This is a genomic window from Ancylobacter sp. FA202 (assembly GCF_000380205.1).
In the GTDB taxonomy this organism is placed as follows: domain Bacteria; phylum Pseudomonadota; class Alphaproteobacteria; order Rhizobiales; family Xanthobacteraceae; genus Ancylobacter.
Genome location: NZ_KB904818.1, coordinates 881,323 through 903,359 on the forward strand (window position 1 = coordinate 881,323; position 22,037 = coordinate 903,359).

Sequence of the window (22,037 nt, forward strand, 5' to 3'; positions counted from 1 at the left end):
ATGCTCATCATCACCTGCCCCTGGTGCGGCGCCCGGCCGGAAGTCGAATTCCGCTATGGCGGCGAGGCGCATATCGCCCGCCCGGCCGACCCCTCCGCCCTCACCGACCAGGAATGGGCGGATTTCCTCTACAACCGCACCAATCCCAAGGGCCTGCACGCCGAGCGCTGGCGCCACATCCATGGCTGCGGCCGCTATTTCAACGCGCTGCGCGACACGGTGAGCGACTTCTTCGTCACCACCTACAAGGCCGGCGAAGCGCGCCCGGATGTCGACGCCTCCAGCGGCGGGAGCAAGTGACATGACCAACCGCTTCCGCACCGCCTCGGGCGGGCGCATCGACCGCGCCGCACCGCTGTCCTTCCGCTTCGACGGGCAGACCTTCTCCGGCTTCAAGGGCGACACGCTGGCCTCGGCGCTGATCGCCAATGGCGTGCACCTCATTGGCCGCTCGTTCAAATATCACCGCCCGCGCGGTTTCCTCTCCGCCGGCTCGGACGAGCCGAACGCGCTGGTCAATGTCGCCCGCGACGCCGCCCGCGCCGCGCCGAACCTGCGCGCCACCCAGGTGGAGCTGCATGAGGGGCTGAAGGCGCAGAGCCAGAACCGCTGGCCCTCGCTCTCTTTTGACGCCGGCGCGGTCAACGACCTCGCCTCGCCCTTCCTGCCCTCGGGCTTCTACTACAAGACCTTCATGTGGCCGGCAGGCGCCTGGAAGCGCTTCTACGAGCCGAAGATCCGCGCCATGGCCGGCCTCGGCGTCGCCCCTGAGCTGCCGGACCCGGACCGCTACACCCAGAACCACGCCCATTGCGACGTGCTCGTCGTCGGCGCCGGCCCGGCCGGCCTTGCCGCCGCGCTGGCCGCCGCCGAAAGCGGGGCGCGGGTGATCCTCTGCGACGAGCAGGCCGAACTCGGCGGCTCGCTGCTCTCGGAAGTCTCGGCCACCATCGAGGGCAGGCCGGCGGCCGAGTGGCTGGCGGCCACGCTGGCGAGCCTGGCGGCGCGCGACAACGTCACGCTGATGCCGCGCACCACCGCCTTCGGCTATTTCCCGCATAACCTCATCGCGCTGGCCGAGCGCGTCACCGATCATCTCGCCACCCCCGGCGCCGACTTGCCGCGCGAGCGGCTGTGGCAGGTGCGAGCGACAGAAGTGGTGATCGCCGCCGGCGCGCTGGAGCGCCCGCTGGTGTTCCCCGAAAACGACCGGCCGGGCGTGCTGCTGGCCGATTCCGCCCGCACCTACGCCAACCGCTATGGCGCCAAGGTCGGCGAGCGCGCGGTGATCTTCACCGCCTGCGATGCCGGCTACCGCGCCGCGCTCGACCTCAAGGCCGCCGGCGTCAGCATCGCCGCCATCGCCGATCTGCGCACTGAGGTGTCAGGCGAACTCCCCGCCCGGGCGCTCGCGGCGGGCATCGATGTGCGCCCCTCCACCGTGCTTGTGGGCACCAAGGGCCGGCTGCGGGTTTCCTCCGCCCAGCTCGCCAAGGTGAAGAATGGCGCGGTCGGCCCCGCTGAGACGATTGCCTGCGACAGCGTGCTGATATCAGGCGGCTTCACGCCGAGCGTACATTTGTTCTCGCAGTCGCGCGGCAAGCTCATCTGGGACGGCGCGGCCGGCGCCTACCTCCCCGGCACCTCGGTGGAACGCGAACGCTCGGCCGGCGCCTGCCGGGGCGTCCATGGCCTGCAGCGCGTGCTGGAAGACGGCTATGCCCAGGGCGAGGCGGCTGCCCTCGCCTCCCGCGACCACGCCTCCCCCGCGCGCGGCGCCACCCCGGCCCCGGCCACGCCCTCGCGCGCCATCCCCGCCAGCGCGGAAGACCTCGGCAGCGCCGGCTTCATCGGCGCCACCCCGCACGGGCGCAACCCGGCGCTGGCCAAGGCCTTTGTCGACTGGCAGAACGACGTCACCTCCAAGGACATCCTGCTCGCCACACGCGAGGGCATGCGCTCCATCGAGCATGTGAAGCGCTACACCACCACGGGCATGGCGACCGACCAGGGCAAGACGTCGAACATGAACACCCTCGGCATCGTGTCCGAGGCGCTTGATACGCCGGTGCCGAAGATCGGGCTCACCACCTTCCGCCCGCCCTTCACCCCCACCACCTTCGGCCTGTTCGCCGGGGCGGCACGCGGCGATGTGTTCGATCCGCTGCGCAAGACCGCCATTCACGACTGGGCGGCCGAACACGGCGCGGCCTTCGAGGATGTCGGCAACTGGAAGCGCGCGCATTATTTCCCGCGTGCCGGCGCAGGCGGACGCATGGAAGACATGCACGCCGCCGTCGCCCGCGAATGCAAGGCGGTGCGCGCCAGCGTCGGCATGTTCGACGCCTCCACCCTCGGCAAGATCGAGATCGTCGGACCGGACGCCGCCGAGTTCATGAACCGCATGTACACCAATGCCTGGGCCAAGCTGGAACCCGGCCGGCTGCGCTACGGCGTCATGCTGCGCGAGGACGGCTTCGTCATGGATGACGGCGTGGTCGGCCGCATGGCGGCGGACCGCTTCCACGTCACCACCACCACGGGCGGCGCCCCGCGCGTGCTGGCGCATATGGAGGACTACCTCCAGACCGAATGGCCGGACCTCGACGTGTGGCTCACCTCCACGACAGAGCAATGGTCTGTTATCGCCGTGCAGGGGCCCAAGGCCCGCGAGGTGATCGCCCCGCTGATCGAGGGTATCGACCTCTCCAAGGAAGCCTTCCCGCATATGTGCGTGCGCGAGGGCACCATCCTCGGCGTGCCGACGCGGCTGTTCAGCGTCTCCTTCACCGGCGAACTCGGCTTCGAGATCAACGTGCCCTCCGCCTATGGAAGGGCGGTGTGGGAAGCGGTCTATGCGGCGGGCGAGCGCTTCGGCATCACGCCCTACGGCACCGAGACCATGCATGTGCTGCGCGCCGAGAAGGGCTACATCATCGTCGGCCAGGAGACGGACGGCACCGCGACGCCTGACGACGCCAATCTCGGCTGGGCGGTCGGCAAGGCGAAGAAGGATTTCGTCGGCAAGCGCTCGCTCGCTCGCGACGCCATGTCGGCGCCGGACCGCCGGCAACTGGTCGGGCTGAAGACCACCGACCCCAAAATCGTGCTGGAGGAAGGCGCGCAGATCGTCACCGACCCTGCCGCCCCCGTTCCGGTGCCGATGCTCGGCTTCGTCACCTCCTCCTATCACAGCGCCGTTCTCGGCCGCTCGATCGCGCTGGCGATGGTGAAGGGCGGGCGCGCCCGCATCGGCCAGAAGCTCATGGTGCCGATGCCGACCCACGCCATCGAGGTCGAGGTGGTCGAGCCGGTCTTCTACGATCCCAAGGGGGAACGCCTCAATGGTTGAGAGCCCGAGCGTAAACATGCCTTCGACCACGCCCCTGGCCCCCGCCAGCCCTCTCACCGCGCTGGCGGCCGTCTCGCGCGCTGTCGCATCCGCGCGACTTGTCGCGCTCGGCCCGGCGGCGCGGCTGGTGTTTCGCGGCCGCGAGGCGGCGATCGGCCCGGCGGGGGAGGCGTTCGGCGTCGCCCTGCCGCGCGAGGCCTGCCGCTTCAATGCCGCGGGTGGCCGCTTCGCCTTCTGGCTCGGCCCGGATGAGTGGCTGCTGCTGGCCCCCGGAGCCGAGCCCGCCCCGCTCTTCGCCGCGATCGAGGCGGCCACAACAGGCCTGCCGCACTCGCTGGTCGATGTCTCGGCGCGCAGCACCGGCATTGAGGTGGCGGGCGAAAAGGCCGCCTTCGTGCTGAACCAGGGCAACCCGCTGGACCTGTCGCTGGGCGCGTTCCCGGTGGGCATGTGCACCCGCACCATCTTCCACAAGGCGGAAATCGTGCTGGTGCGCCACGCCCCGGACGTGTTCCACATTGATGTCTGGCGTTCCTTCGCGCCCTATGTCTGGGAACTGCTGGAAGACGCCCGCCGCGAGCTGGCCTGAGATTTGCCGAAAGCCCGGCGGCGTTGACCGAGCGACGACGAAGCCGAGACGCAGGTTTTCTCCTGGGTCCCGGCGCGGCGCCTCGGCTGCGCCTCCGCTGGGCCGGGATACGAAAGACGAGCTGACCGACCCGGTGTCCCGGCCAAGCTGCACCCTGTGCAGCGCTGAGCCGGGACCCAGCAAAGACTCTGCGGCCTTATCGTCCCACCGGGTTAAGCGTCCATGTTCAGCGCCTTCGAGCTCTTCAAGATCGGCATCGGCCCGTCCTCCTCGCACACGGTGGGGCCGATGCTGGCGGCCTTGCGCTTCACTGAGGGCCTCACGGCGGACGGGCTTCTGGCCCGCACCGCCCGGGTCGAGGTGACGCTCTATGGCTCGCTCGCCTGGACCGGCAAGGGCCACGGCACCGACAAGGCTGTCATGCTCGGCCTCGCCGGCAACCATCCGCGCAATGTCGACCCCGACCAGGCCGACGCGCTCATCGCCGGCGTGGCAGAGGATGGCCGCCTGCCGCTCGGCGGCACTCATGGCATCGGTTTCGATGTCGCCCGCGACATCGTCTTCGATGGCGTCTCGCCCACCCCGCAGCACCCGAACACGCTGGCCTTCCGCGCCTTCGCCGGCGATGGCGGGCTGCTCAATGAGGCGCGCTGGTGCTCGATCGGCGGTGGCTTCGTGGTGCCCGAACACGAGGTCGGCCAGCCGCCGGCAGCCGATGAGGCCGCCCTGCCCTATCCCTTCCGCAACGCCCGCGAGTTGCTGGCCTATGCGGCGCGCGAAAATTGCTCCATCGCCGAGCTTGTCCTCGCCAATGAGCACGTGCGCCGTCCGCACGCCGAGGTGGAGGCGCGGCTCGATGGCGTGGTCGAGGCGATGATGGCCTGCATCGACCGCGGCCTTGCCACCTCGGGCGAATTGCCCGGCGGGCTGCACGTCAAGCGCCGGGCCAAGGCGATCCGCGACGCACTCCTCGCCCGCAACGCCCCCACCCCGCACGAGATCATGGACTGGGTCAGCCTCTACGCCATCGCGGTGAACGAGGAGAACGCCGCCGGCGGCCGCGTCGTCACCGCCCCGACCAATGGCGCGGCCGGGGTGGTGCCGGCGACGCTGCGCTATTATCGCGACCATTGCCCCGGCGCCGACCGGGCCGGGCTGCATGTGTTCCTGCTCACCGCCACCGCCATCGGCGCGCTGTTCAAGATCAACGCCTCGATTTCAGGCGCCGAGGTCGGCTGCCAGGGCGAGGTTGGGGTGGCCTGCTCGATGGCGGCGGGCGGGCTCGCCGCCGCGCTGGGCGGCACGCCGGCGCAGGTGGAGAACGCCGCCGAGATCGGCATGGAGCATCATCTCGGCATGACCTGCGATCCGATTGGCGGGCTGGTGCAGGTGCCCTGCATCGAGCGCAACGCCTTTGGCGCCATCAGCGCGGTCAACGCCGCCTCGCTGGCGCTGCATGGCGACGGCACCCACATCGTCTCGCTCGACAAGGTGATCGTCACCATGCGCGAGACCGGCCGCGACATGGCCTCGAAATACAAGGAAACCTCGCTGGGCGGCCTCGCCGTGAACCTGCCGGAATGCTGAACGCCTGCGCGGCAACCGCGAAACTGCAACCCGCTTGCGACCTGGGGCGGCAAATTTGCTATGCTACCTTCAGGAGCAGGCCATGAACCAGCAGCGACCCACCTCTCCCGGCATGGCGCACCCCGCGCACGCGGCGGCGCCGGCGCTGAATGTCGGCTTCATCCTCGCCGATAATTTCACCCTCTCCGCCTTCTCGCTGATGGTCGACCAGTTCCGCCTCGCCGCCGATGATGGCGACCGCTCGCGCCCCATCCTCGCCCGCTGGCAGGTGATGTCCTCAAAGCAGGAGCCGATCCGCGCCAGCTGCGGCATCACGGTGGCGCCCTCCGGCCCGTTCACCGACCCGGCGAATTTCGCCTACATCATCGTCGTCGGCGGCCTGCTGCATGGCGGCCAGCAGCTCGACGAGGAGAGCATCGCTTATTTGAAGCGCGCCGCCCGCGCCGGGGTGCCGCTGGTCGGCGTGTGCACCGGCTCGTTCGTGCTGGCCCGCGCCGGGCTGATGACCGGGCGGCGCTGCTGCGTCTCCTGGTATCACTACCAGGACTTCATGGAGGAATTCCCCCACCACACCCCGGTGGCGGACCGGCTCTATGTCATCGATGGCGACCGCATCACCTGCGCCGGCGGCGGCGGCGCGGCCGATCTCGCCACCGCGCTGGTGGAGAAGTTCTTGGGCCGCTCCATCGCCCAGAAGAGCCGGCATGTGCTGCTGCTGGACCGCCAGCGCCCCGGCACCGAATCCCAGCCGCACCCGCCGATCGCCGATCTGGTGGCGGATGACCGCGTGCGCCGCGCGCTGCTGATGATGGAACAGCACCTCGCCGACCCGCTGCCCATCGCCGACATCGCCCGCCGGCTGCAGCTTTCCACCCGCCAGCTGGAACGGCTGTTCCAGACCGTGATGGGCCAGCGCCCGGCGGAGTTCTACCGCCGGCTGCGGCTGCGCTATGCCCGTTTCCTGCTCGATACCACCGTGCGCTCGGTGACGGACATCGCGCTGGAAGCCGGCTTCTCCGATTGCGCGCATTTCTCCCGCCAGTTCAAGGCGCAGCACGGTTTCACCCCGTCCGATGCCCGCGCCCGCGCCCCGGTGGCGGTGCAGAGCATGGCGGCGCAGCGGCTGTTCGAGTAGCGCGCACTTATTAGATCCCGGTCTCGGTCGGGCTGGCATTGCCCTTCATCAGGATCGGCCCGGTCGGGCGCCCGGTGGGCGAGCCGCCCGCCGGCTCCAGCGTCACCTCATAGAGCTGCGCGGCGGCGGGGCGCGGCAGGCCTTCGACGCTCAATTCCACATTGCGCATCGCCTCCAAGAGGCCGACCGAGACCGGCCCGCGCTCGCGGTCCCACAGCGTCCACACCTGCAGCGACTTGCCTTCCGGCGCCTTGAGTGCGCTCAGGGCGAGAAGCTCGGTGCGCCCATCGCGGAAGGCGTTGACCACCGCCGCCGGCTGGTTCTGGTCCGAGAGCAGCACCGCCACCAGCACCGGCGCCTGCGCCGCCTGCCGCGCCAGCTGCGCCGTGCCGAAGGCCAGCAGCACCAGCGCGGCCGAGGCCGCCAGCCCGTAGCCGCGCCACAGGCTCAGGCTCTCCCACCATGTCGCCAGCCGGGAGGGCCGCGCGACCCGGCGCGGCGTCGCGGGCGCCACCGGCCCGAGCGCCGCTTCGATGCGCGGCCACAGCGCCGGATCGGGCGTCACCGGGGCGGCAGTGGCGTCGAGTTCGGCGAGACGCGCCCGCCACAGCTCCACCTGCAGGGCGAGCCCGGCATCGCGCGCCAGCCTTTCCTCGCAGCGGCGCATTTCCTCCATATCGAGCAGGCCGAGCACATATTCGCTCGCCAGCCGGTCGCGCTCATCCGCGCTCATGTCATGCACTCCCGCAGGGTGAGCAGGCTGCGGCGTATCCACGCCTTGGCGGTGCCGAGCGGCACGCCGAGCCTTCCCGCCAGCTCGCCATGGGTCAGCCCGCGCATGTAGGCGAGCAGGATCGCCCGGCGCCGCGCCGGCTCCAGCCGGTCGAGGCAGCGCCTGAGCGCGCTGGCCTCGGAGAGCGCCATGACAAGCGTCTCGGCGTCGGCCTCCTCGCTGGCCGGCTCGATCGCCTCGAAATCGCCGACCAGCTCCATCCGCCCTTCGCCGCGCAGGGCGTTGAGCGCGGTGTTGCGCAGGATGGCGAAGGCCCAGGAGGTCGGCCGGCCGCGCGCCGGGTCGAAGCTGTCGGCCTTTTCCCAGATCCGCAGAAAGGTGTCGTGCACCACCTCGTCGGCGAGATCGCGCCGGCGCAGCATGCGCAGCGCGACGCCGGTCATCTTTGGTGCCAGCCGGTCATAGAGAAGCTGCAGCCCGGCGCGATCGCCGCGCGCGCAGCCGCGCAGCGCCTCGGCGAGCGCGTCCTCGGCGAGCACGTCCTCGGCGGCGCCCTCAAGGGCTGGCAGCAGGGTCGTCATCGGGCGGCTCCCGCAAAGTAAGGCTTGGTACTCTTACGCCGCGCCGGCGGTTTCGGATGCAACGGCAACAGATTTTTTCGCGTGTCGCTGCATCCGCCGGCGATTCCCGCGTGTAGCCGCTCTGTCCCAGCCGACACGGGTTCGGCGCGAAACGGAGTTCGCCACCATGAAAAGCTCGATGATCGCCCTCACCTTCAGCGCGTTCACCTTCACCGGCCTCGCCTTCGCCACCACCGGCGCGCAGGCGCAGTCCGTCGCCGCCCTGCTCGACGGCAACCGCATCGTCCTCGTCGATGTGAAGGCCGCCAAGGCCGGCACCCCGATGACGGTCGCCGGCGAAGGCACGCTCGTCGGCATCGATGTGCGCCCGGCCGACGGCCTGCTCTACGGCCTGTTCGCCGATGGCACCGTCGTCACCATCGACCCCGCCAGCGGCAAGGCGATGGCGAAGTCGAAGCTCTCCACCATGCTGCCGGCCGGCTCCATGGCCACGGTCGACTTCAACCCGGTGGCCGACCGGCTGCGGGTGATCGGCAGCGACGGCACCAATCTGCGGGCCAATGTCGACGACGGCAAGGTGACCACGGACGGCGTGCTGAACTATGCCGAGGGCGACATGCACAAGGGCAAGGCCTCGAAGGTCGTCGCCGGCGCCTACACCAACTCGGTGAAGGGCGCGAAGGAGACCGCGCTCTACGACATCGACGCCACCGCCGGCACACTGGTCAAGCAGGCCCCGCCCAATGATGGCGTGCTCAATTCCGTCGGCAAGCTCGGCGTCACCGGCGACACCTATGCCTTCGACATCGTCACCACCCCGGCCGGCGCCAATGAGGGCTGGCTGATGGCCGGCGACACGCTCTATGCGGTTGATCTCGCCACCGGCAAGGCCACCGCGGCGGGCAAGATCGCCGGGGTCGCGGGCACGGTGCACGACATCGCCATCCTGCCGGCGATGTGAACCTTTCCACCTCCTGCCAACCACGGCGAGGGCGGCGCGGCGACGCGCCGTCCTCTTGGCGTTGCGCGGGCCGTGGGAATGTCGCGTCCAGAGAATTGCCTGTCGCTTCCAGCAAAGTCAGCGCCGCGCTTCCGTCGAACAATTCCAGACGACAAGCGGGGCCGGGAACCCGCGCGAGGGAGAACAGACGATGCTGGATTCGACCGCCACGCCGCTGAAGGCGCTGCTGCGCCGCCGCAAGCCGGGCTACAGCCTGGAGGCGCCGTTCTACACCAGCCCCGAGATCTTCGCGGCCGACATGGACGTGATCTTCGGCCATCACTGGCTGTTCGTCGGCGTCGACCCCGACATTCCTGAGCCGGGCGACGCCATGACGCTCGAGATCGGCAAGGCCAGCATCTTCTTGGTGCGCGACGATGATGGCGAGGTCCGCGCCTTCCACAATGTGTGCCGCCACCGCGGCGCGCCGATCGTGCACGACTACAAGACCACGGTCGGCAACCTGGTCTGCCGCTACCATTCCTGGACCTATGGCCTCGACGGCAAGCTGCTGGCCGCCTCGCATATGGGCGAGGGCTTCGACGCCTCCTGCCATGGCCTGAAGCCGGTGCATGTGCGCTCGCTGGAAGGGCTGCTCTTTGTGTGCCTGGCCGACGAGCCGCCGGAAGATTTCGAGGTGATGGCGGCGAAGATGGCGCCCTATCTCGCCCCGCACGATCTGAAGAACGCCAAGGTCGCCTTCGAGAAGGACATCATCGAGCCGGGCAACTGGAAGCTCACCATGGAGAACAACCGCGAGTGCTATCACTGCGCGGGCAACCATCCCGAGCTGACCGTGCCGCTCTTCGCCTATGGCTTCGGCTTCGCGCCCGAGGAGCTCGACGAGCATGAGCGCAAGGAGGCCGAGGATTACGACAAGCTGCTGAAATCCAGCCATCGCGAATGGGAAAGCTGCGGCTTCCCCTCCACGCTGATGGAGCATCTCGACGACATGGCGACCGGCTTCCGCACCGAGCGCCTGCCGCTGGCCGGCGATGGCGAGAGCCACACCAACGACACCAAGGCGGCGTGCAAGAAGCTGCTCGGCCGCATCAACGATCCCAAGCACGGCGCGCTGCATTTCTGGACCCAGCCGAATTCCTGGCACCACTTCATGTCCGACCACGCGGTGGTGTTCTCGGTGCTGCCGCTGGATGCCGAGCGCTCGCTGCTGCGCACCAAATGGCTGGTGCACAAGGACGCGGTCGAGGGGGTCGACTACACGATCGAGAACCTCACCGGCGTGTGGGACGCCACCAATGACCAGGATTCGGAACTGGTCGGCTATTGCCAGGACGGCGCCCGCAGCCCGGCCTATGAGCCCGGCCCTTACTCCCCGCACACCGAGATGCTCGTGGACAAGTTCTGCAACTGGTACATCAACCGGATGAACGCGCATCTGGGGCGCTGAGGGCAGCGGCGCCTCGGCCCCGCCACGTGAGGTGTCGGCGCCGCACTTACACCGTCATCCCCGGGGTGACGCACACCGTCATCCCCGGGGTGACGCACACCGTCATCCCCGGGCTTGGCCCGGGGATCCACGTCTCGGCCACGTCTCGGCGTCGAGCCCGGTAAGACGGTCATCCTGAGGTGCGAGCGCAGCGAGCCTCGAAGGATGTTGAAGCAAAGCACCCCATCCTTCGAGGCCCGGCGGTGCCGGGCAGCTCAGGATGACGTTGCACGTTAAACCATGAAACTGTCAGGCACCGCCCCCATGCACGCGCCCACCCCCACCGTCCTGCCAGACCCCGCCGCGCTGCGCCTGACCGGCGCGCTGGCCGAGTGGAACCCGGAGGCCGACGATGCGCTCACCGTCCTCGCCATCCGCGAGGAGACGGCTGATGTGAAGACCTTCGTGCTGGCGCCGCAGCAGCCGTGCGTCTTCCACTACCAGCCCGGCCAGTTCCTCACTCTGGAGCTGGAGATCGGCGGCGAGACGATCAATCGCTGCTACACCATCGCCTCGGCGCCGACGCGCCCGCACACGCTCGCCATCACGGTGAAGCGCGTGCCCGGCGGTCCGGTGTCGAACCATCTGCACGACCACATCAAGGTCGGCTCCACCCTGCGCGCCGTCGGGCCGATGGGCGAGTTCTCCTGCTTCACGCAGGGCACGCCCTCCCCGGCGCCGAAATATCTGTTCCTGTCGGGCGGCAGCGGCATCACCCCCGTGATGTCGATGGCCCGCACCTTCCATGATCTCGGCACGCCGCGCGACATCGTCTTCGTCCATGCCGCCCGCTCGCCGGCTGACATCATCTTCCGCGACGAGCTGGAGTTGATGGCGCGCAACCAGCCGGGCGCCTTCCGCTTCGCCCCGGTCTGCGAGGCCGACAGCCCCCGCGCGCCCTGGCACGGCCTGCGCGGACGGGTCAGCCTTGGCGTGCTTGAACATGTCGCGCCCGACTATGCCGAGCGCGAAATCTTCGTCTGCGGCCCGGCGCCCTTCATGAAGGCGGTGCGCGAGATGCTGAAGGGCGCCGGCTTCGACATGGCGCGCCACCATGAGGAAAGCTTCGACTTCGCCGAGCTGGCCAAAGCCGAGCCTGACGTGGCGGCGGAAGTCGTGTCGGCCGAGCTGCTGCAGGCGATTCCCGAGGCGCTGGAGGCGCCGGTCGTCACCTACACGGTCGAATTCGCCAAGCAGAAGCGGAGCATCGAGTGCCGCTCCGACATGTTCGTGCTGGACGCCGCCCGCCGCGCCGGGGTGCGCCTGCCCTCCTCCTGCTCGAAGGGGCTGTGCGGCACCTGCAAGTCGAAGCTGATCGACGGCACGGTAGAGATGAAGCATGGCGGCGGCATCCGCCAGCGCGAGATCGATGCCGGCATGGCGCTGCTGTGCTGCTCGAAGCCGACCAGCAACCTTGTCGTGGATCGCTGAGGTAGCGCCTCAGCGCCAGAGGTCGAGCGCGCCGTTCACTGCCTGCTTCATGCCGTCATAGGCGCGGTTGGTGCCCTCCACCGTCCGGTCGACGATTTCGCTCGCGGTGGGGATCGGCGGCAGGCCGAGAAAGCCCTCCTTGGGCTCTTCCACCCGCGCGATAACGGGCGCCGGCGGCACGACGACCGGAGCGGCCGCCAGGTCGCGCGGCACGCCGACCGGCACGGCAGCAACGGCCGGCGCGGCAGCGGCGGCAGGCTCGGGCGGCAGCGGCTGCGCGCCGACGACCAGCGGCGCCTCCGCGTGCGTCACCATCGGGTCGCGGCTGTCGCAGCGCGCGCCGCATTGGTCGAAGCGCTCCACCCCGGCCGGCAGCGAGGCCACCGTGATGTCGCTGGACAGCGGCGCCTCGCCAGTGGTCACGCGCGGGGCGGCCGGCTTGGCGGCGGCCTTCTGCGGCGGCTTGTAGACCGCGCCGGGCTCGATGGCGCGGATCATGGTGGGAATATCGAGCTGGTCGCCCTTGTCGGTTGGCTCCTCGGCGAGATCGACCGGCTGGGCCACGAGGCGGGCCAGCGTCTTCACGCTCTCCTGCGCCTGCTGCGCGCCGGCCTCGTCCGCCTTGCCGCGGGCATAGCCATTGCTCTCGGCGATCACATAGGTGCCGGCGGCGATGGCAAGCGCGAAGCCGACCGGCAGCATGATGCGGCCGGGCAGCCAGGACTGGAAGGTGGAGCGCGAATGCATCATCGGCCGCATGGAAGGAATCCCCCGTTATCTCGTCGCATTTCCCCCTGTTTTGGCGACCATTTTGCGGCATGATTGGCGCCGCCCGGTGACGAAGCCGAGGTAATCCTGCGCGCCGCTTTCCGAACATCATCCTCAGCAACATTGGGAAAGCCATTCCCCGGGTGCCTCCCACGTGCGCGACACCGCCTCCCTCACCCGCATCGGCTTCCTCACACTGCCGAACCATTCGATGATCGCCTGCGCCAACGCGCTGGAGGCGCTGCGCATGGCCAATTACGTGACCGAGGGCGAGCTTTATTCCTGGCGTATCCTCACCATGGACGGCACGCCCGCCGTCGCCAGCAATGGCCTGAGCCTGTCGCCCACCCACGCCTTGGCCGAGGCCGGCCCGCTCGACCTGCTGCTGGTGTGCGGCGGCATTGATGTGCGCCACGCCGCCACCCCCGCCATCGCCGACGCGCTGCGCCGCCTCGCCCGGCGCGGCGTCGCGCTGGGCGCGCTGTGCACCGGCAGCTTCGTCCTCGCCGAGGCCGGGCTGCTGGATTTCTACCGCTGCGCCGTCCATTGGGAGAACCTGCCGGCGCTGCGCGAGGAATTCCCCCGCGTCGATTTCGTCGAGGAGGCCTTCGCCATCGACCGCGACCGGCTCACCTGCACCGGCGGCGTGGCGCCGCTGGAAATGATGCTGACGCTGATCGAGGCCAAGGGCGGCCGCGCGCTGGCCGACAAGGTGTCGGAGCAGTTCATCGTCGACCGCGCCCCGCGCCGGGTGGAAAAGGTGGCCGCCCGCCCGCGCCCGCTGCTGCCGGACCCGACGCTCGCCCGCGCGGTGCGGCTGATGGAGGCCGCCATCGAGCAGCCGCTCGGGGTCTCCGGCATCGCCAACCGGCTCGGCGTGTCCGCCCGCCAGCTGGAGCGGCTGTTCCAGCGCCATCTCGGCGTTGCCCCGGCGGCCTATCAGCTGCGGCTGCGGCTGGAGCGGGCGCGCGAATTGCTGCGGCTCTCGCCGCTGCCGGTCACCGATGTCGGCCTCGCCTGCGGCTTCCAGTCGGCGGCGCATTTCTCCACCGCCTATGCCCGCCATTTCGGCCGCCCGCCCAGCCGCGAGCGGCGCGAGGCGCTGCCGCACGCGCCGACGCGCCCAAACGCCTGAGCGGGCCGCGACACGCCGCACGCACTTCTGCGCTCTGGCGCCGGCCGGCTCGTGGTATTAATTACACAGGGCTAATGCCCCCCATCCACCGGAACGCGGCCCCAGCCGCGTGCGGTCCTGACTGCGCCGGATGAACGCGCCCATGAATGCGCCCATGAATGCGCCCGTGAACCCGACCGGCTATCGCAAGCTGGCCGCACGCTACAGCGACCTGACGACGGGCATGCTGGCGCCCGAGCGCACACCGCTCGCCGATGCCTGGCTCGGCCTGCCGATGACCTTCGTCGCCGGCGCCACCAATGCCGGCGGGCTGCTGGCGGTGGGCCAGTACACCTCGCACATGTCCGGCATCATCTCCTCGGCCGCCGATTACGCCGTGCTGGGGGCGATGGACCTTGTTCTCGCCGCAGCGGGCGCGCTCACCGCCTTCGTCGTGGGTGCCGCCGTCTCGTCGCTGCTGGTGAACTGGGGGCGCCTGCATGTCGCCGGCCGCGAATATTCGCTGCCCCTGACGCTGGAGGCGCTGCTGCTGCTGGCCTTCGCCGCCATCGGCCCGTTCACCCGCACCTCCGGCCTCATGCTCGGCCTCGCCGTGGCGGTGCTGTGCTTCATCATGGGTCTGCAGAACGCCACCGTCACCAAGATGTCGGGCGCCAAGATCCGCACCACCCACATGACCGGCATCGTCACCGATATCGGCATCGAGCTGGGCAAGCTGTTCTATTCCAACCGCCGCCGGGGCGGCGCGAGCGGCCCGCTGGTGCTGGCCGACCGCGATAAGCTCAAGCTGCTGTGCTATTTCCTCGCCGCCTTCTTCGGCGGTGGCGTGGTCGGCGCGGTCGGCTTCAACTATGTCGGCTTCGTCTTCGCGGTGCCGCTGGCGCTGCTGGTGCTGGCGCTGGCCGGCCCTTCGGCGCTGCGCATCCTGCTGCGCTGAACGGCTCGGTCGCAACGCTACCGGCGCGATGGCGCAAATCTTCTGTCCGGCATAGGCGCATGCGACCTATCGTGTCAGGACAGGGTTTAGAATGCGTAGGCGAAGGAGCGCGCCGACCATCATGATCGCCAATGCCGAGGCACTTCTCAAACCCTTGACCATCAAGGGGCTCACCATCCGCAACCGGGTGATGTCGACCTCCCATGCGCCGGGCTATGGCAAGGACGGCAAGCCGCAGGAGCGCTATCAGCTCTACCACATGGAAAAGGCCAAGGGCGGCATCGGGCTCACCATGTTCGGCGGCTCCTCCTCGGTCGCCATCGACAGCCCCGCCGCGCCGTGGAACCAGATCTCCGTCACCGACGACAGCGTCATCCCCTATTTCCAGCAATTTGCCGAGCGCGTGCACGCCCACGGCGCCAAGCTGATGATCCAGCTCACCCATATGGGCCGGCGCACGAAGTGGGACACGGAGAACTGGCTGCCGACGCTCTCCGCCTCGGTGCGGCGCGAGCCGGCCTCGCGCACCATTCCCCGCGCGATGGACAAGCACGACATTCGCCGCGTGGTGAAGGCCTTCGCCGACGCCGCCCGCCGCTGCAAGGAGGGCGGGCTGGATGGCTGCGAGATTTCCGCCGCCCATGGCCATCTGGTCGACCAGTTCTGGAGCCCTTCCGTCAACCAGCGCACGGATGAATATGGCGGCAGCCTGGAAAACCGCATGCGCTTCGGCAAGGAAGTGCTCACCGCCATGCGCGAGGCCACCGGCGACGACTATGTCATCGGCATGCGCATGTCCGGCGACGAGCTGATCGCCGACGGGCTGAACCATGAGGATTGCCTCGCCATCGCCACCGAATATGCGCGGGCGGGCCTGGTCGACTTCCTCAACGTGGTCGGTGGGCAGGCGCGGGACGAGATGGCCCATGCCCTTTCCCTGCCCAACATGTCCTTTCCGGTCGCGCCCTTCCTCTATCTGCCGAGCGCCATCAAGCGCGAGGTCGACGTCGCCGTGTTCCACGCCCAGCGCGTGACGGATCTGGCCACCGGCGCCCGCGCCGTCGCCGAGGGCCATGTCGACATGATCGCCATGACCCGCGCCCACATCGCCGATCCGCACCTCGTCAAGAAGCTGATGGAAGGCCGCGACGACGATATCCGCCAATGCGTAGGCGCCGGCTATTGCATCGACCGCATCTATGTCGGCGGCGACGCGCTGTGCCTGCAGAACGCGGCGACCGGCCGCGAGGCGACCATGCCGCACGTCATCGCCAAGGCGGAGGTGGCGCGCAAGGTGGTGGTGGTCGGCGCCGGCCCGGCCGGGCTGGAAGCCGCCCGCGTCTGCGCCGAGCGCGGCCACTCCGTGGTGCTGTTCGAGAAGGAGGCCGTCGTCGGCGGCCAGGTCAACATCGCCGCCAAGGCCACCTGGCGCGAGGCGCTGTCCGGCATTCCGCGCTGGCTCTACGGACAGGTCCAGAAGAAGGGCGTCGACATCCGCCTCGGCCGCGAGGCGAGCGCGGCTGACATCACCGCCGAGGCGCCTGATGTGGTGATCATGGCCACCGGCGGCGTGCCCAATCTCGGCCATGCCAAGGGGCACGAGCACGCCGTCTCCACCTGGGACATCCTCACCGGCCGGGTCGAGCCCACTGGCTCGGTGCTGCTGTTCGACGAGATCGGCGGCCACAACGCCGCCTCCACCGCCGAGGCACTGGCCAAGAAGGGCTGCCTGGTCGAGATGGTGACGCACGACGTGCAGATCGCGCAGGAGGTCGGCACCACCAACAAGCCGGTGCATCTGCGCGAGCTCTACAAGCTCGGCGTGGTGATGACCCCCAACACCGAGCTGATCGAGATCTACCCCGAGGGCAACCGCCTCATCGCCGCCCTGCGCAACACCATGACCGAGGCGGAGGAGGAGCGCGTGGTCGACCGTGTCGTGGTCGATTACGGCACGCTGCCCGTGGACGCTGTGTTCGAGGCGCTGCGCGGTGCTTCCGTCAATGATGGCGAGACCGACCTCGACGCGCTCATCGAAGGCCGCCCGCCGCGCTGGACCGGCCAGCCCGGCTTTGCGCTCTACCGCGTCGGCGACGCCTGGACCGGGCGCAACATCCACGCCGCGCTCTATGATTCGCTCCGGCTCTGCAAGGATCTGTGAGGGCGATCATGAGCACCGTCATCCCCGGGGAAGCGAGTGACGGCGGCGCCTCATGACGGACCTCGCGCTCCTCCTCTCCCTCACCGTCCTCGCCATGCTGCTCCTCGCCGGCGCGCTCGCCATGCGCCGCGCGCTTCTGTGGCGCATTGGTCGCGCGGCGAAGGTGGACTGGGCCGCCGGGCTCCTCGCCTTGCCCAAGCGCTACCTCGTCGATGTCCACCATGTGGTGGGGCGCGATCCTTATGCCGCGCGCATGCACGCGCTGGCGGCCGGCGGGCTGCTGGCCGGCTCGGCCCTCGCGCTCCTCGGCCTCATCCCCGCGCTCGGCGATAACAGGCTGTTCTGGTGGCTCACCGCGCTCACCTTCGCCGCCGCCTTTGCCGGCGGGGCGATGGTCGGGCGGCGGCGCTACCCGAACAAGCCGGCGCGGCTCTCCGGCGGGCGGTTTCAGCTGCTGCCCTTCCTGCTCGCCGCCTATACCGGCGGCGGCTTCCTCGTCGCGCTGGACGCCTCGCTCGGCGGGGCGCTGTGGCTGCTCGGCCTGCTCGGCCTCGCCTTCGCGGCGGTGGGCGGCATCGGCCTTGCGTGGCAGATCGACCGTGGCCCGATGCGCCACGCCTTTGCCGGCGCCGCCCATCTTGTCGCCCATCCCCGCCCCGGCCGTTTCAACGGGGAGCGTGCCACCGCGCTCGCCCCGCTCGACCTCGACGCGCCCCGCCTCGGCGTGGCGACGCCGGAGGATTTCGCCTTCAACCGGCTGATCGGCTTCGATGCCTGCATCCAGTGCGGGCGCTGCGAAGTGGCGTGCCCGGCCTTCGCCGCCGGCCAGCCGCTGAATCCGAAGCGACTGATCCAGGACCTCGCCGCCAGCCTGCAGCCCGGCGCCACCAACGCGGCCTATGCCGGCAGCCCCTACCCGAACGCCCGCCCCGTGGCCGGCATTGGCGGGCCGGGCCTGCCGATCGTCGGCGAAGGGGCGATGATCCACCCGGACACGCTGTGGTCCTGCACCACCTGCCGCGCCTGCGTCGAGGAATGCCCGATGATGATCGAGCATGTCGACGCCATCCTCGATCTGCGCCGCTTCCAGACGCTGGAACTCGGCGCTGTTCCGGCCCGGGCCGCCGCGCCGCTGATGGAGCTGCGTTACGCCGACGAGCCGGGCGGACGCCCGCTGGCCTCCCGCACCGATTTCGCCGCCGGCCTGACCCTGCCGCTGATGTCCGACAAGGGCGAGGCGGAGATTCTGCTCTGGCTCGGCGAGGGCGCCTATGAGCTGCGCTATGGCCGCACGCTGCGTGCCCTTGTCACCCTGCTGCAGAAGGCCGGGGTCGATTTCGCCGTGCTCGGCGCGGAGGAGCGCGACTGCGGCGACCTCGCCCGCCGGCTCGGCGACGAGGCCGGCTTCCAGCGCCTCGCCCGCGCGAACATCGCCACCCTGTCGCGCTACCGCTTCGCCCGCATCCTCACCGCCGACCCGCACGCGCTGCACGCGCTGCGCAACGAATATCGCGACTTCGGCGGCACCTACGAGGTGATCCATCACACCGCCTTTCTCGACGAGCTGGCGGCGGCGGGACGGCTCGATTTCGGCACGCTAGGTGAGGCGCGTGTCACCTATCACGACCCCTGCTATCTCGGCCGCTACAATGGCGAGGTGGACGCCCCGCGCCGCCTGCTCGACCGGCTCGGCATTGAACGGCGGGAGATGGAGCGTTCGGGCAAGCGCTCCATGTGCTGCGGCGGCGGCGGCGGCGCGCCAGTGTCCGACATCGAGGGCGAGCGGCGCATTCCCGACATCAGGATGGCGCAGGCGAGCGCGACCGGCGCCGGCATCGTCGCGGTGGCCTGCCCGCAATGCTCCGCCATGCTGGAAGGCGTCACTGGCGCGCGCCCGGCGGTGCACGACATCGCCGAGCTGGTGCTGATGGCGGTGGAAAAGGCCGGCACCACGCCGGCCCGCCCGGCGCAGGTGCCGGCATGAGCCGCCCGCGCAAGGACCCCCGCGCCGCCCGTGCCGCCCATCTTGTCGCCGGCGGCGCCCGGCCGCGCTTCGATCTCGCCGCCCTGCCCGCCGCCACCGGCCGCCCGCGCCGCGACCCGCGCGCGGAAGAACGCCTCGCTTTGGTGCCCGGCACGCTGCGCCGCCGGCTCGACCGCGCCCAGCGCCTCGCCACCGTCCCGGCCGCCGCGCCCACCCTCGCCGCGCCTGTCGAAGCCGCCCCGCGCCACGTGGTGATCACCGAGCCGGCCTTTCTCGTCGCCCTGGTGCCGGATGCGCCGGGCGGGCGGCTCTCCGCCCATGACCGCCAGCTCTTCGGCGCCGCGCGGCTGCTGGCCGATGAAGGCGGCGGGGCGGTGCTCGCTTTTGTCGAGCAGCCGGGCGAGGAACTCGGCCCGGCGGGGGCTGACCGCGTGCTGGCCCTGCCCGTCTCCGGCTACGACCCCGAGACCAAGGCGCTGGCGCTGAACGCCGCGCTTGCCGCGCTCGACCTGCGCCATGTGCTGTTCCCGGAAAGCGCGGAGGGCGGCGACCTCGCCCGCCGGCTCGCGGCCCTGTCGGGGGAGCCGTTCTTCGCCGGTGCGGAGAGCCTCAGCCCCAAGGCCGTCACCCGCGCCGCGCGTGGCCGGCGAGTGGAACAGCGCCGCGCGCCGCCGCGCCTTCTCAGTCTGGCCCCGGACGCCGTCGCCCCGCATGCGGGCAGCCTGCACGAGGCGCTGCCGGTGGAGTTCGCCTTCCCGCAGCCCGCCGGCGGCGCCATCCTTTCCGCGCAGTTCATCCCGGCCGATCCGGCGAAGGTGTCGCTGGCGGAGGCTGATTTCGTCGTCTCCGCCGGCAATGGCGTGAGCGATCTCGAGGCCTTCCGCGCGCTGGTGACGGCGCTCGGCGCCACGCCGGGCGCCAGCCGCATGCTGTGCGATGCCGGGCTGATGCCGCGCAGTGCCCAAGTCGGCGCCTCCGGCACGGTGCTGGACGCGCGGGTCTATGTCGCCCTCGGCATCGCCGGCGCGCCGCAGCATCTGCAGGGCGTGACGAAATGCGAGCAGGTGATCGCCGTCAACACCGACCTGCACGCCGCGATGATCGAGCGCGCCGGCCTCGCCATCGTCGCGGACGCGCAGAAAGTGATGCCGGCGCTGCTGGCGCTGCTGCAGCAGGAGCGCGCCTCATGAAGATCGCGGTTCTGCTGTCCGCTGGCCGGCACAGCGTGTCCGGCCGCCCCGCCCCGGTGCCGGTGGAACTGCAGGCGCTGCGGCTGGCGGTGGATCTCGGTGCGGAGGTCACCGGCCTGCATGCCGGCCCGGAGCTCGGCCCGCTTAACGACGCGCTCGGCCATGGCCTCGCCCATCTCATCCATCTGCGCGGGGATGGCGCGGCGGACCCCGTCCCCGCCCTTGCCGCGGCTCTGGCGGCGGGTGGCTATGATCTCATCCTCGCCGGCCGCGCCGGACAGGGCGGAGAGGATTCCGGCCTGCTGCCCTACACGCTGGCGCGCGCGCTTGGCCGGCCGATCCTCGCCGATGCCGCCGCTCTGGGGCCCGGAGAGGCGCCGGGCACGCTCGCCATCGAGCAGGCGCTGGCGCGTGGCGCCCGGCGGCGTCTGGTGGTGCGGCTGCCGGCGCTCGTCACCGTCCACCCCGCCGCGCCGCCGCCGCTGCCCTTCGCCTTTGCCGGAATGCGGCGGGGACGGGTGGAGATTCGCGAGGTGGAGACGCGCGAGGGTCTGCCCGCCCCCGCGCCTGAGATCGAGGAGCGCGCCTATCGCCCCCGCCCGAAGCTGATCGCCAAGGCGGCGGCCGGGGCCAGCGCGCTGGAGCGGCTGCGCGCCGCCACCGAGGCCGCCAGCGGCGGCGGCCGGCTGCTGGTCGATCCGGCGCCCGAAGAGGCGGCGCGGGAGATTCTGGCGCATCTGCGCGTGCTCGGCCTGCGGGCCGGGCGCTGAAGCCGGCTCGCCTCAGCGGCAAGCGGCCGATTTTGCCGGGCGGCCCCGCGCCTTTTCCCATGCATTTGCCACGAAGAGCGGCTAACAACCTACCGCTTCCCGGGGGCCCGGCGACGCATGCGCGAGAGGGAACCGATCATGCCAGAAACACGTGAGACCGCCGGTACCCGCCCCGCACCTGCCGTTACGGCAGACGGCCCTACGGCGCGCTGAGCCGCCAAGGCCGGGCCGCCTGCGTCTTCCCGTGATTCCTCGCTGAGACAGACCGACTGAACATGTCCGATCCGAACGAAACTTCGCGCGCCAGGGCCTCCTTCTTCGCGCGCGCGCCGCTGACGACGGCCATCCTCGCCACCGCTGCGATCTCGTTCCTGTTCTATCTGTTCCCGCAGATCGACCTTACCGTCGCCGGGCTGTTCCATGAGCCCGGCAAGGGGTTTCCCGCCGCCCATATCCCGCTGCTGCAGGATTTCCGCACCTTCGCCTCCAATGTCTCGCTGTTTCTGCCGCTGCTGGTGCTGGTGTGCCTGGTCCTGAAGCTCTCCTTCCCCGCGAAGACGAGCCTGCTGCCGCCGCGCCTGGCGCTGTTCTTCATTCCGCTGTTCCTGCTCGGCCCGGGCCTCTTGGTGAACGGCATCCTCAAGCCCTATTGGGGCCGCCCGCGCCCGATCAACATCACCGAATTCGGCGGCACCTGGCCGTTCGGGAACCCGTGGATGATCGGCCCGCAGGGGCTGGGCAACCACTCCTTCTCCTCCGGCGAGGCCGCGTTCACCGCCTGCCTGCTGCCACTGATCCTGTTCCTGCCGCGCGAATGGCGCGGGCCGGTCGGCGTGCTGATCGGGCTGTTCGTCGCCGCGGTCGGGCTGAACCGCATCGCCTTTGGCGGGCATTTCCTGTCCGACGTGCTGATCTCGGTCGGGCTGATGCTGATCCTGGCCGCAGTGCTGCATCACCTCATCTTCGTGCGCTATCGCAACACCCTGTCCGATGCGGCGCTGGAGACGCGGCTGACCGCGCTCGGCTATCGCTGGGCCGATGACCGCGCCGCGCTTCGCGGCTGGATCGGGCGGCAGGCGGTCGCCGCGTGGCGCGGCATCCGCAGCCTGCGCCGCGCCGAGCGTTCGGTCCATCCCGGCGCCGCCGCCCGGGCCGCCGCCCGCGACGCAGCGAACGGCGCTCCGGCGCCCGGCGCCGGCACGCCGGCCGGCCCGAACCTGTCCTGAGCGGCGGG

18 protein-coding genes are annotated in these 22,037 nt (G+C 70.4%); 15 read left to right on the forward strand and 3 right to left on the reverse strand.

What is annotated here, in order from left to right:
* From A3M1_RS0103965 to A3M1_RS0103985, 5 genes are all read left to right on the forward strand, one after another.
* Positions 1 to 300: a sarcosine oxidase subunit delta gene (locus tag A3M1_RS0103965; protein WP_018387661.1), complete on the forward strand. Its 300-nt coding sequence runs from the start codon at positions 1 to 3 to the stop codon at positions 298 to 300.
* A gap of 1 nt (position 301) precedes the next feature.
* Positions 302 to 3,352 carry a sarcosine oxidase subunit alpha family protein gene (locus tag A3M1_RS0103970; RefSeq protein ID WP_018387662.1) on the forward strand — a complete coding sequence of 1,017 codons (3,051 nt, stop codon included), beginning with the start codon at positions 302 to 304 and terminating at the stop codon, positions 3,350 to 3,352.
* A gap of 16 nt (positions 3,353 to 3,368) precedes the next feature.
* Positions 3,369 to 3,941, forward strand: a complete 573-nt coding sequence (locus A3M1_RS0103975; RefSeq protein WP_018387663.1) for a sarcosine oxidase subunit gamma — start codon at positions 3,369 to 3,371, stop codon at positions 3,939 to 3,941.
* A gap of 222 nt (positions 3,942 to 4,163) precedes the next feature.
* Positions 4,164 to 5,528 carry an L-serine ammonia-lyase gene (locus tag A3M1_RS0103980; RefSeq protein WP_018387664.1) on the forward strand — a complete coding sequence of 455 codons (1,365 nt, stop codon included), beginning with the start codon at positions 4,164 to 4,166 and terminating at the stop codon, positions 5,526 to 5,528.
* A gap of 82 nt (positions 5,529 to 5,610) precedes the next feature.
* Positions 5,611 to 6,663: a GlxA family transcriptional regulator gene (locus A3M1_RS0103985; RefSeq protein WP_018964207.1), complete on the forward strand. Its 1,053-nt coding sequence runs from the start codon at positions 5,611 to 5,613 to the stop codon at positions 6,661 to 6,663.
* Positions 6,664 to 6,673: 10 nt separating this feature from the next.
* Here A3M1_RS0103985 and A3M1_RS0103990 read toward each other — a convergent pair whose 3' ends face one another.
* Complete coding sequence (locus tag A3M1_RS0103990; RefSeq protein WP_018387666.1) at positions 6,674 to 7,396, reverse strand: anti-sigma factor domain-containing protein; 723 nt, start codon at positions 7,394 to 7,396, stop codon at positions 6,674 to 6,676.
* Positions 7,393 to 7,977 carry a sigma-70 family RNA polymerase sigma factor gene (locus A3M1_RS0103995; protein ID WP_018387667.1) on the reverse strand — a complete coding sequence of 195 codons (585 nt, stop codon included), beginning with the start codon at positions 7,975 to 7,977 and terminating at the stop codon, positions 7,393 to 7,395. The genes A3M1_RS0103990 and A3M1_RS0103995 overlap by 4 nt, the downstream gene beginning before the upstream one ends.
* Positions 7,978 to 8,143: 166 nt before the next feature.
* Between A3M1_RS0103995 and A3M1_RS0104000 the strand changes: the two genes are divergently transcribed.
* From A3M1_RS0104000 to A3M1_RS0104010, 3 genes are all read left to right on the forward strand, one after another.
* Positions 8,144 to 8,938, forward strand: a complete 795-nt coding sequence (locus A3M1_RS0104000; RefSeq protein ID WP_018964206.1) for a DUF4394 domain-containing protein — start codon at positions 8,144 to 8,146, stop codon at positions 8,936 to 8,938.
* Between the two features lie 190 nt (positions 8,939 to 9,128).
* A complete protein-coding gene (locus A3M1_RS0104005) occupies positions 9,129 to 10,388 on the forward strand; it encodes an SRPBCC family protein (protein ID WP_018387669.1) in 1,260 nt (419 codons plus the stop codon).
* A gap of 303 nt (positions 10,389 to 10,691) precedes the next feature.
* Complete coding sequence (locus A3M1_RS0104010; protein WP_018387670.1) at positions 10,692 to 11,858, forward strand: hybrid-cluster NAD(P)-dependent oxidoreductase; 1,167 nt, start codon at positions 10,692 to 10,694, stop codon at positions 11,856 to 11,858.
* Between the two features lie 9 nt (positions 11,859 to 11,867).
* Here A3M1_RS0104010 and A3M1_RS0104015 read toward each other — a convergent pair whose 3' ends face one another.
* Positions 11,868 to 12,617 (reverse strand): hypothetical protein, encoded by a 750-nt coding sequence (locus A3M1_RS0104015; protein WP_018387671.1) that lies wholly within the window; start codon positions 12,615 to 12,617, stop codon positions 11,868 to 11,870.
* A gap of 163 nt (positions 12,618 to 12,780) precedes the next feature.
* On the opposite strand from A3M1_RS0104015, the gene A3M1_RS0104020 reads away from it, so the two are divergent.
* The 7 genes from A3M1_RS0104020 to A3M1_RS0104050 all read left to right on the forward strand — a co-directional run bounded on the left by A3M1_RS0104020 (position 12,781) and on the right by A3M1_RS0104050 (position 22,029).
* Positions 12,781 to 13,761, forward strand: coding sequence for a GlxA family transcriptional regulator (locus tag A3M1_RS0104020; RefSeq protein WP_018387672.1), 981 nt, complete (start codon positions 12,781 to 12,783; stop codon positions 13,759 to 13,761).
* A 154-nt stretch (positions 13,762 to 13,915) separates the two neighbouring features.
* Positions 13,916 to 14,698 (forward strand): YoaK family protein, encoded by a 783-nt coding sequence (locus A3M1_RS0104025; RefSeq protein ID WP_245261563.1) that lies wholly within the window; start codon positions 13,916 to 13,918, stop codon positions 14,696 to 14,698.
* Between the two features lie 121 nt (positions 14,699 to 14,819).
* Positions 14,820 to 16,859 (forward strand): NADH:flavin oxidoreductase, encoded by a 2,040-nt coding sequence (locus tag A3M1_RS0104030; protein WP_018387674.1) that lies wholly within the window; start codon positions 14,820 to 14,822, stop codon positions 16,857 to 16,859.
* 52 nt (positions 16,860 to 16,911) lie between these two features.
* Positions 16,912 to 18,843: a DUF3483 domain-containing protein gene (locus A3M1_RS0104035; protein WP_018387675.1), complete on the forward strand. Its 1,932-nt coding sequence runs from the start codon at positions 16,912 to 16,914 to the stop codon at positions 18,841 to 18,843.
* Positions 18,840 to 20,033 (forward strand): electron transfer flavoprotein subunit alpha/FixB family protein, encoded by a 1,194-nt coding sequence (locus A3M1_RS0104040; protein ID WP_018387676.1) that lies wholly within the window; start codon positions 18,840 to 18,842, stop codon positions 20,031 to 20,033. The genes A3M1_RS0104035 and A3M1_RS0104040 overlap by 4 nt, the downstream gene beginning before the upstream one ends.
* Positions 20,030 to 20,803, forward strand: a complete 774-nt coding sequence (locus tag A3M1_RS0104045) for a hypothetical protein (RefSeq protein ID WP_018387677.1) — start codon at positions 20,030 to 20,032, stop codon at positions 20,801 to 20,803. Before A3M1_RS0104040 ends, A3M1_RS0104045 begins: the two co-directional genes overlap by 4 nt.
* A 275-nt stretch (positions 20,804 to 21,078) precedes the next feature.
* Positions 21,079 to 22,029, forward strand: coding sequence for a phosphatase PAP2 family protein (locus A3M1_RS0104050; RefSeq protein ID WP_018387678.1), 951 nt, complete (start codon positions 21,079 to 21,081; stop codon positions 22,027 to 22,029).
* Positions 22,030 to 22,037 lie beyond the last annotated feature (8 nt).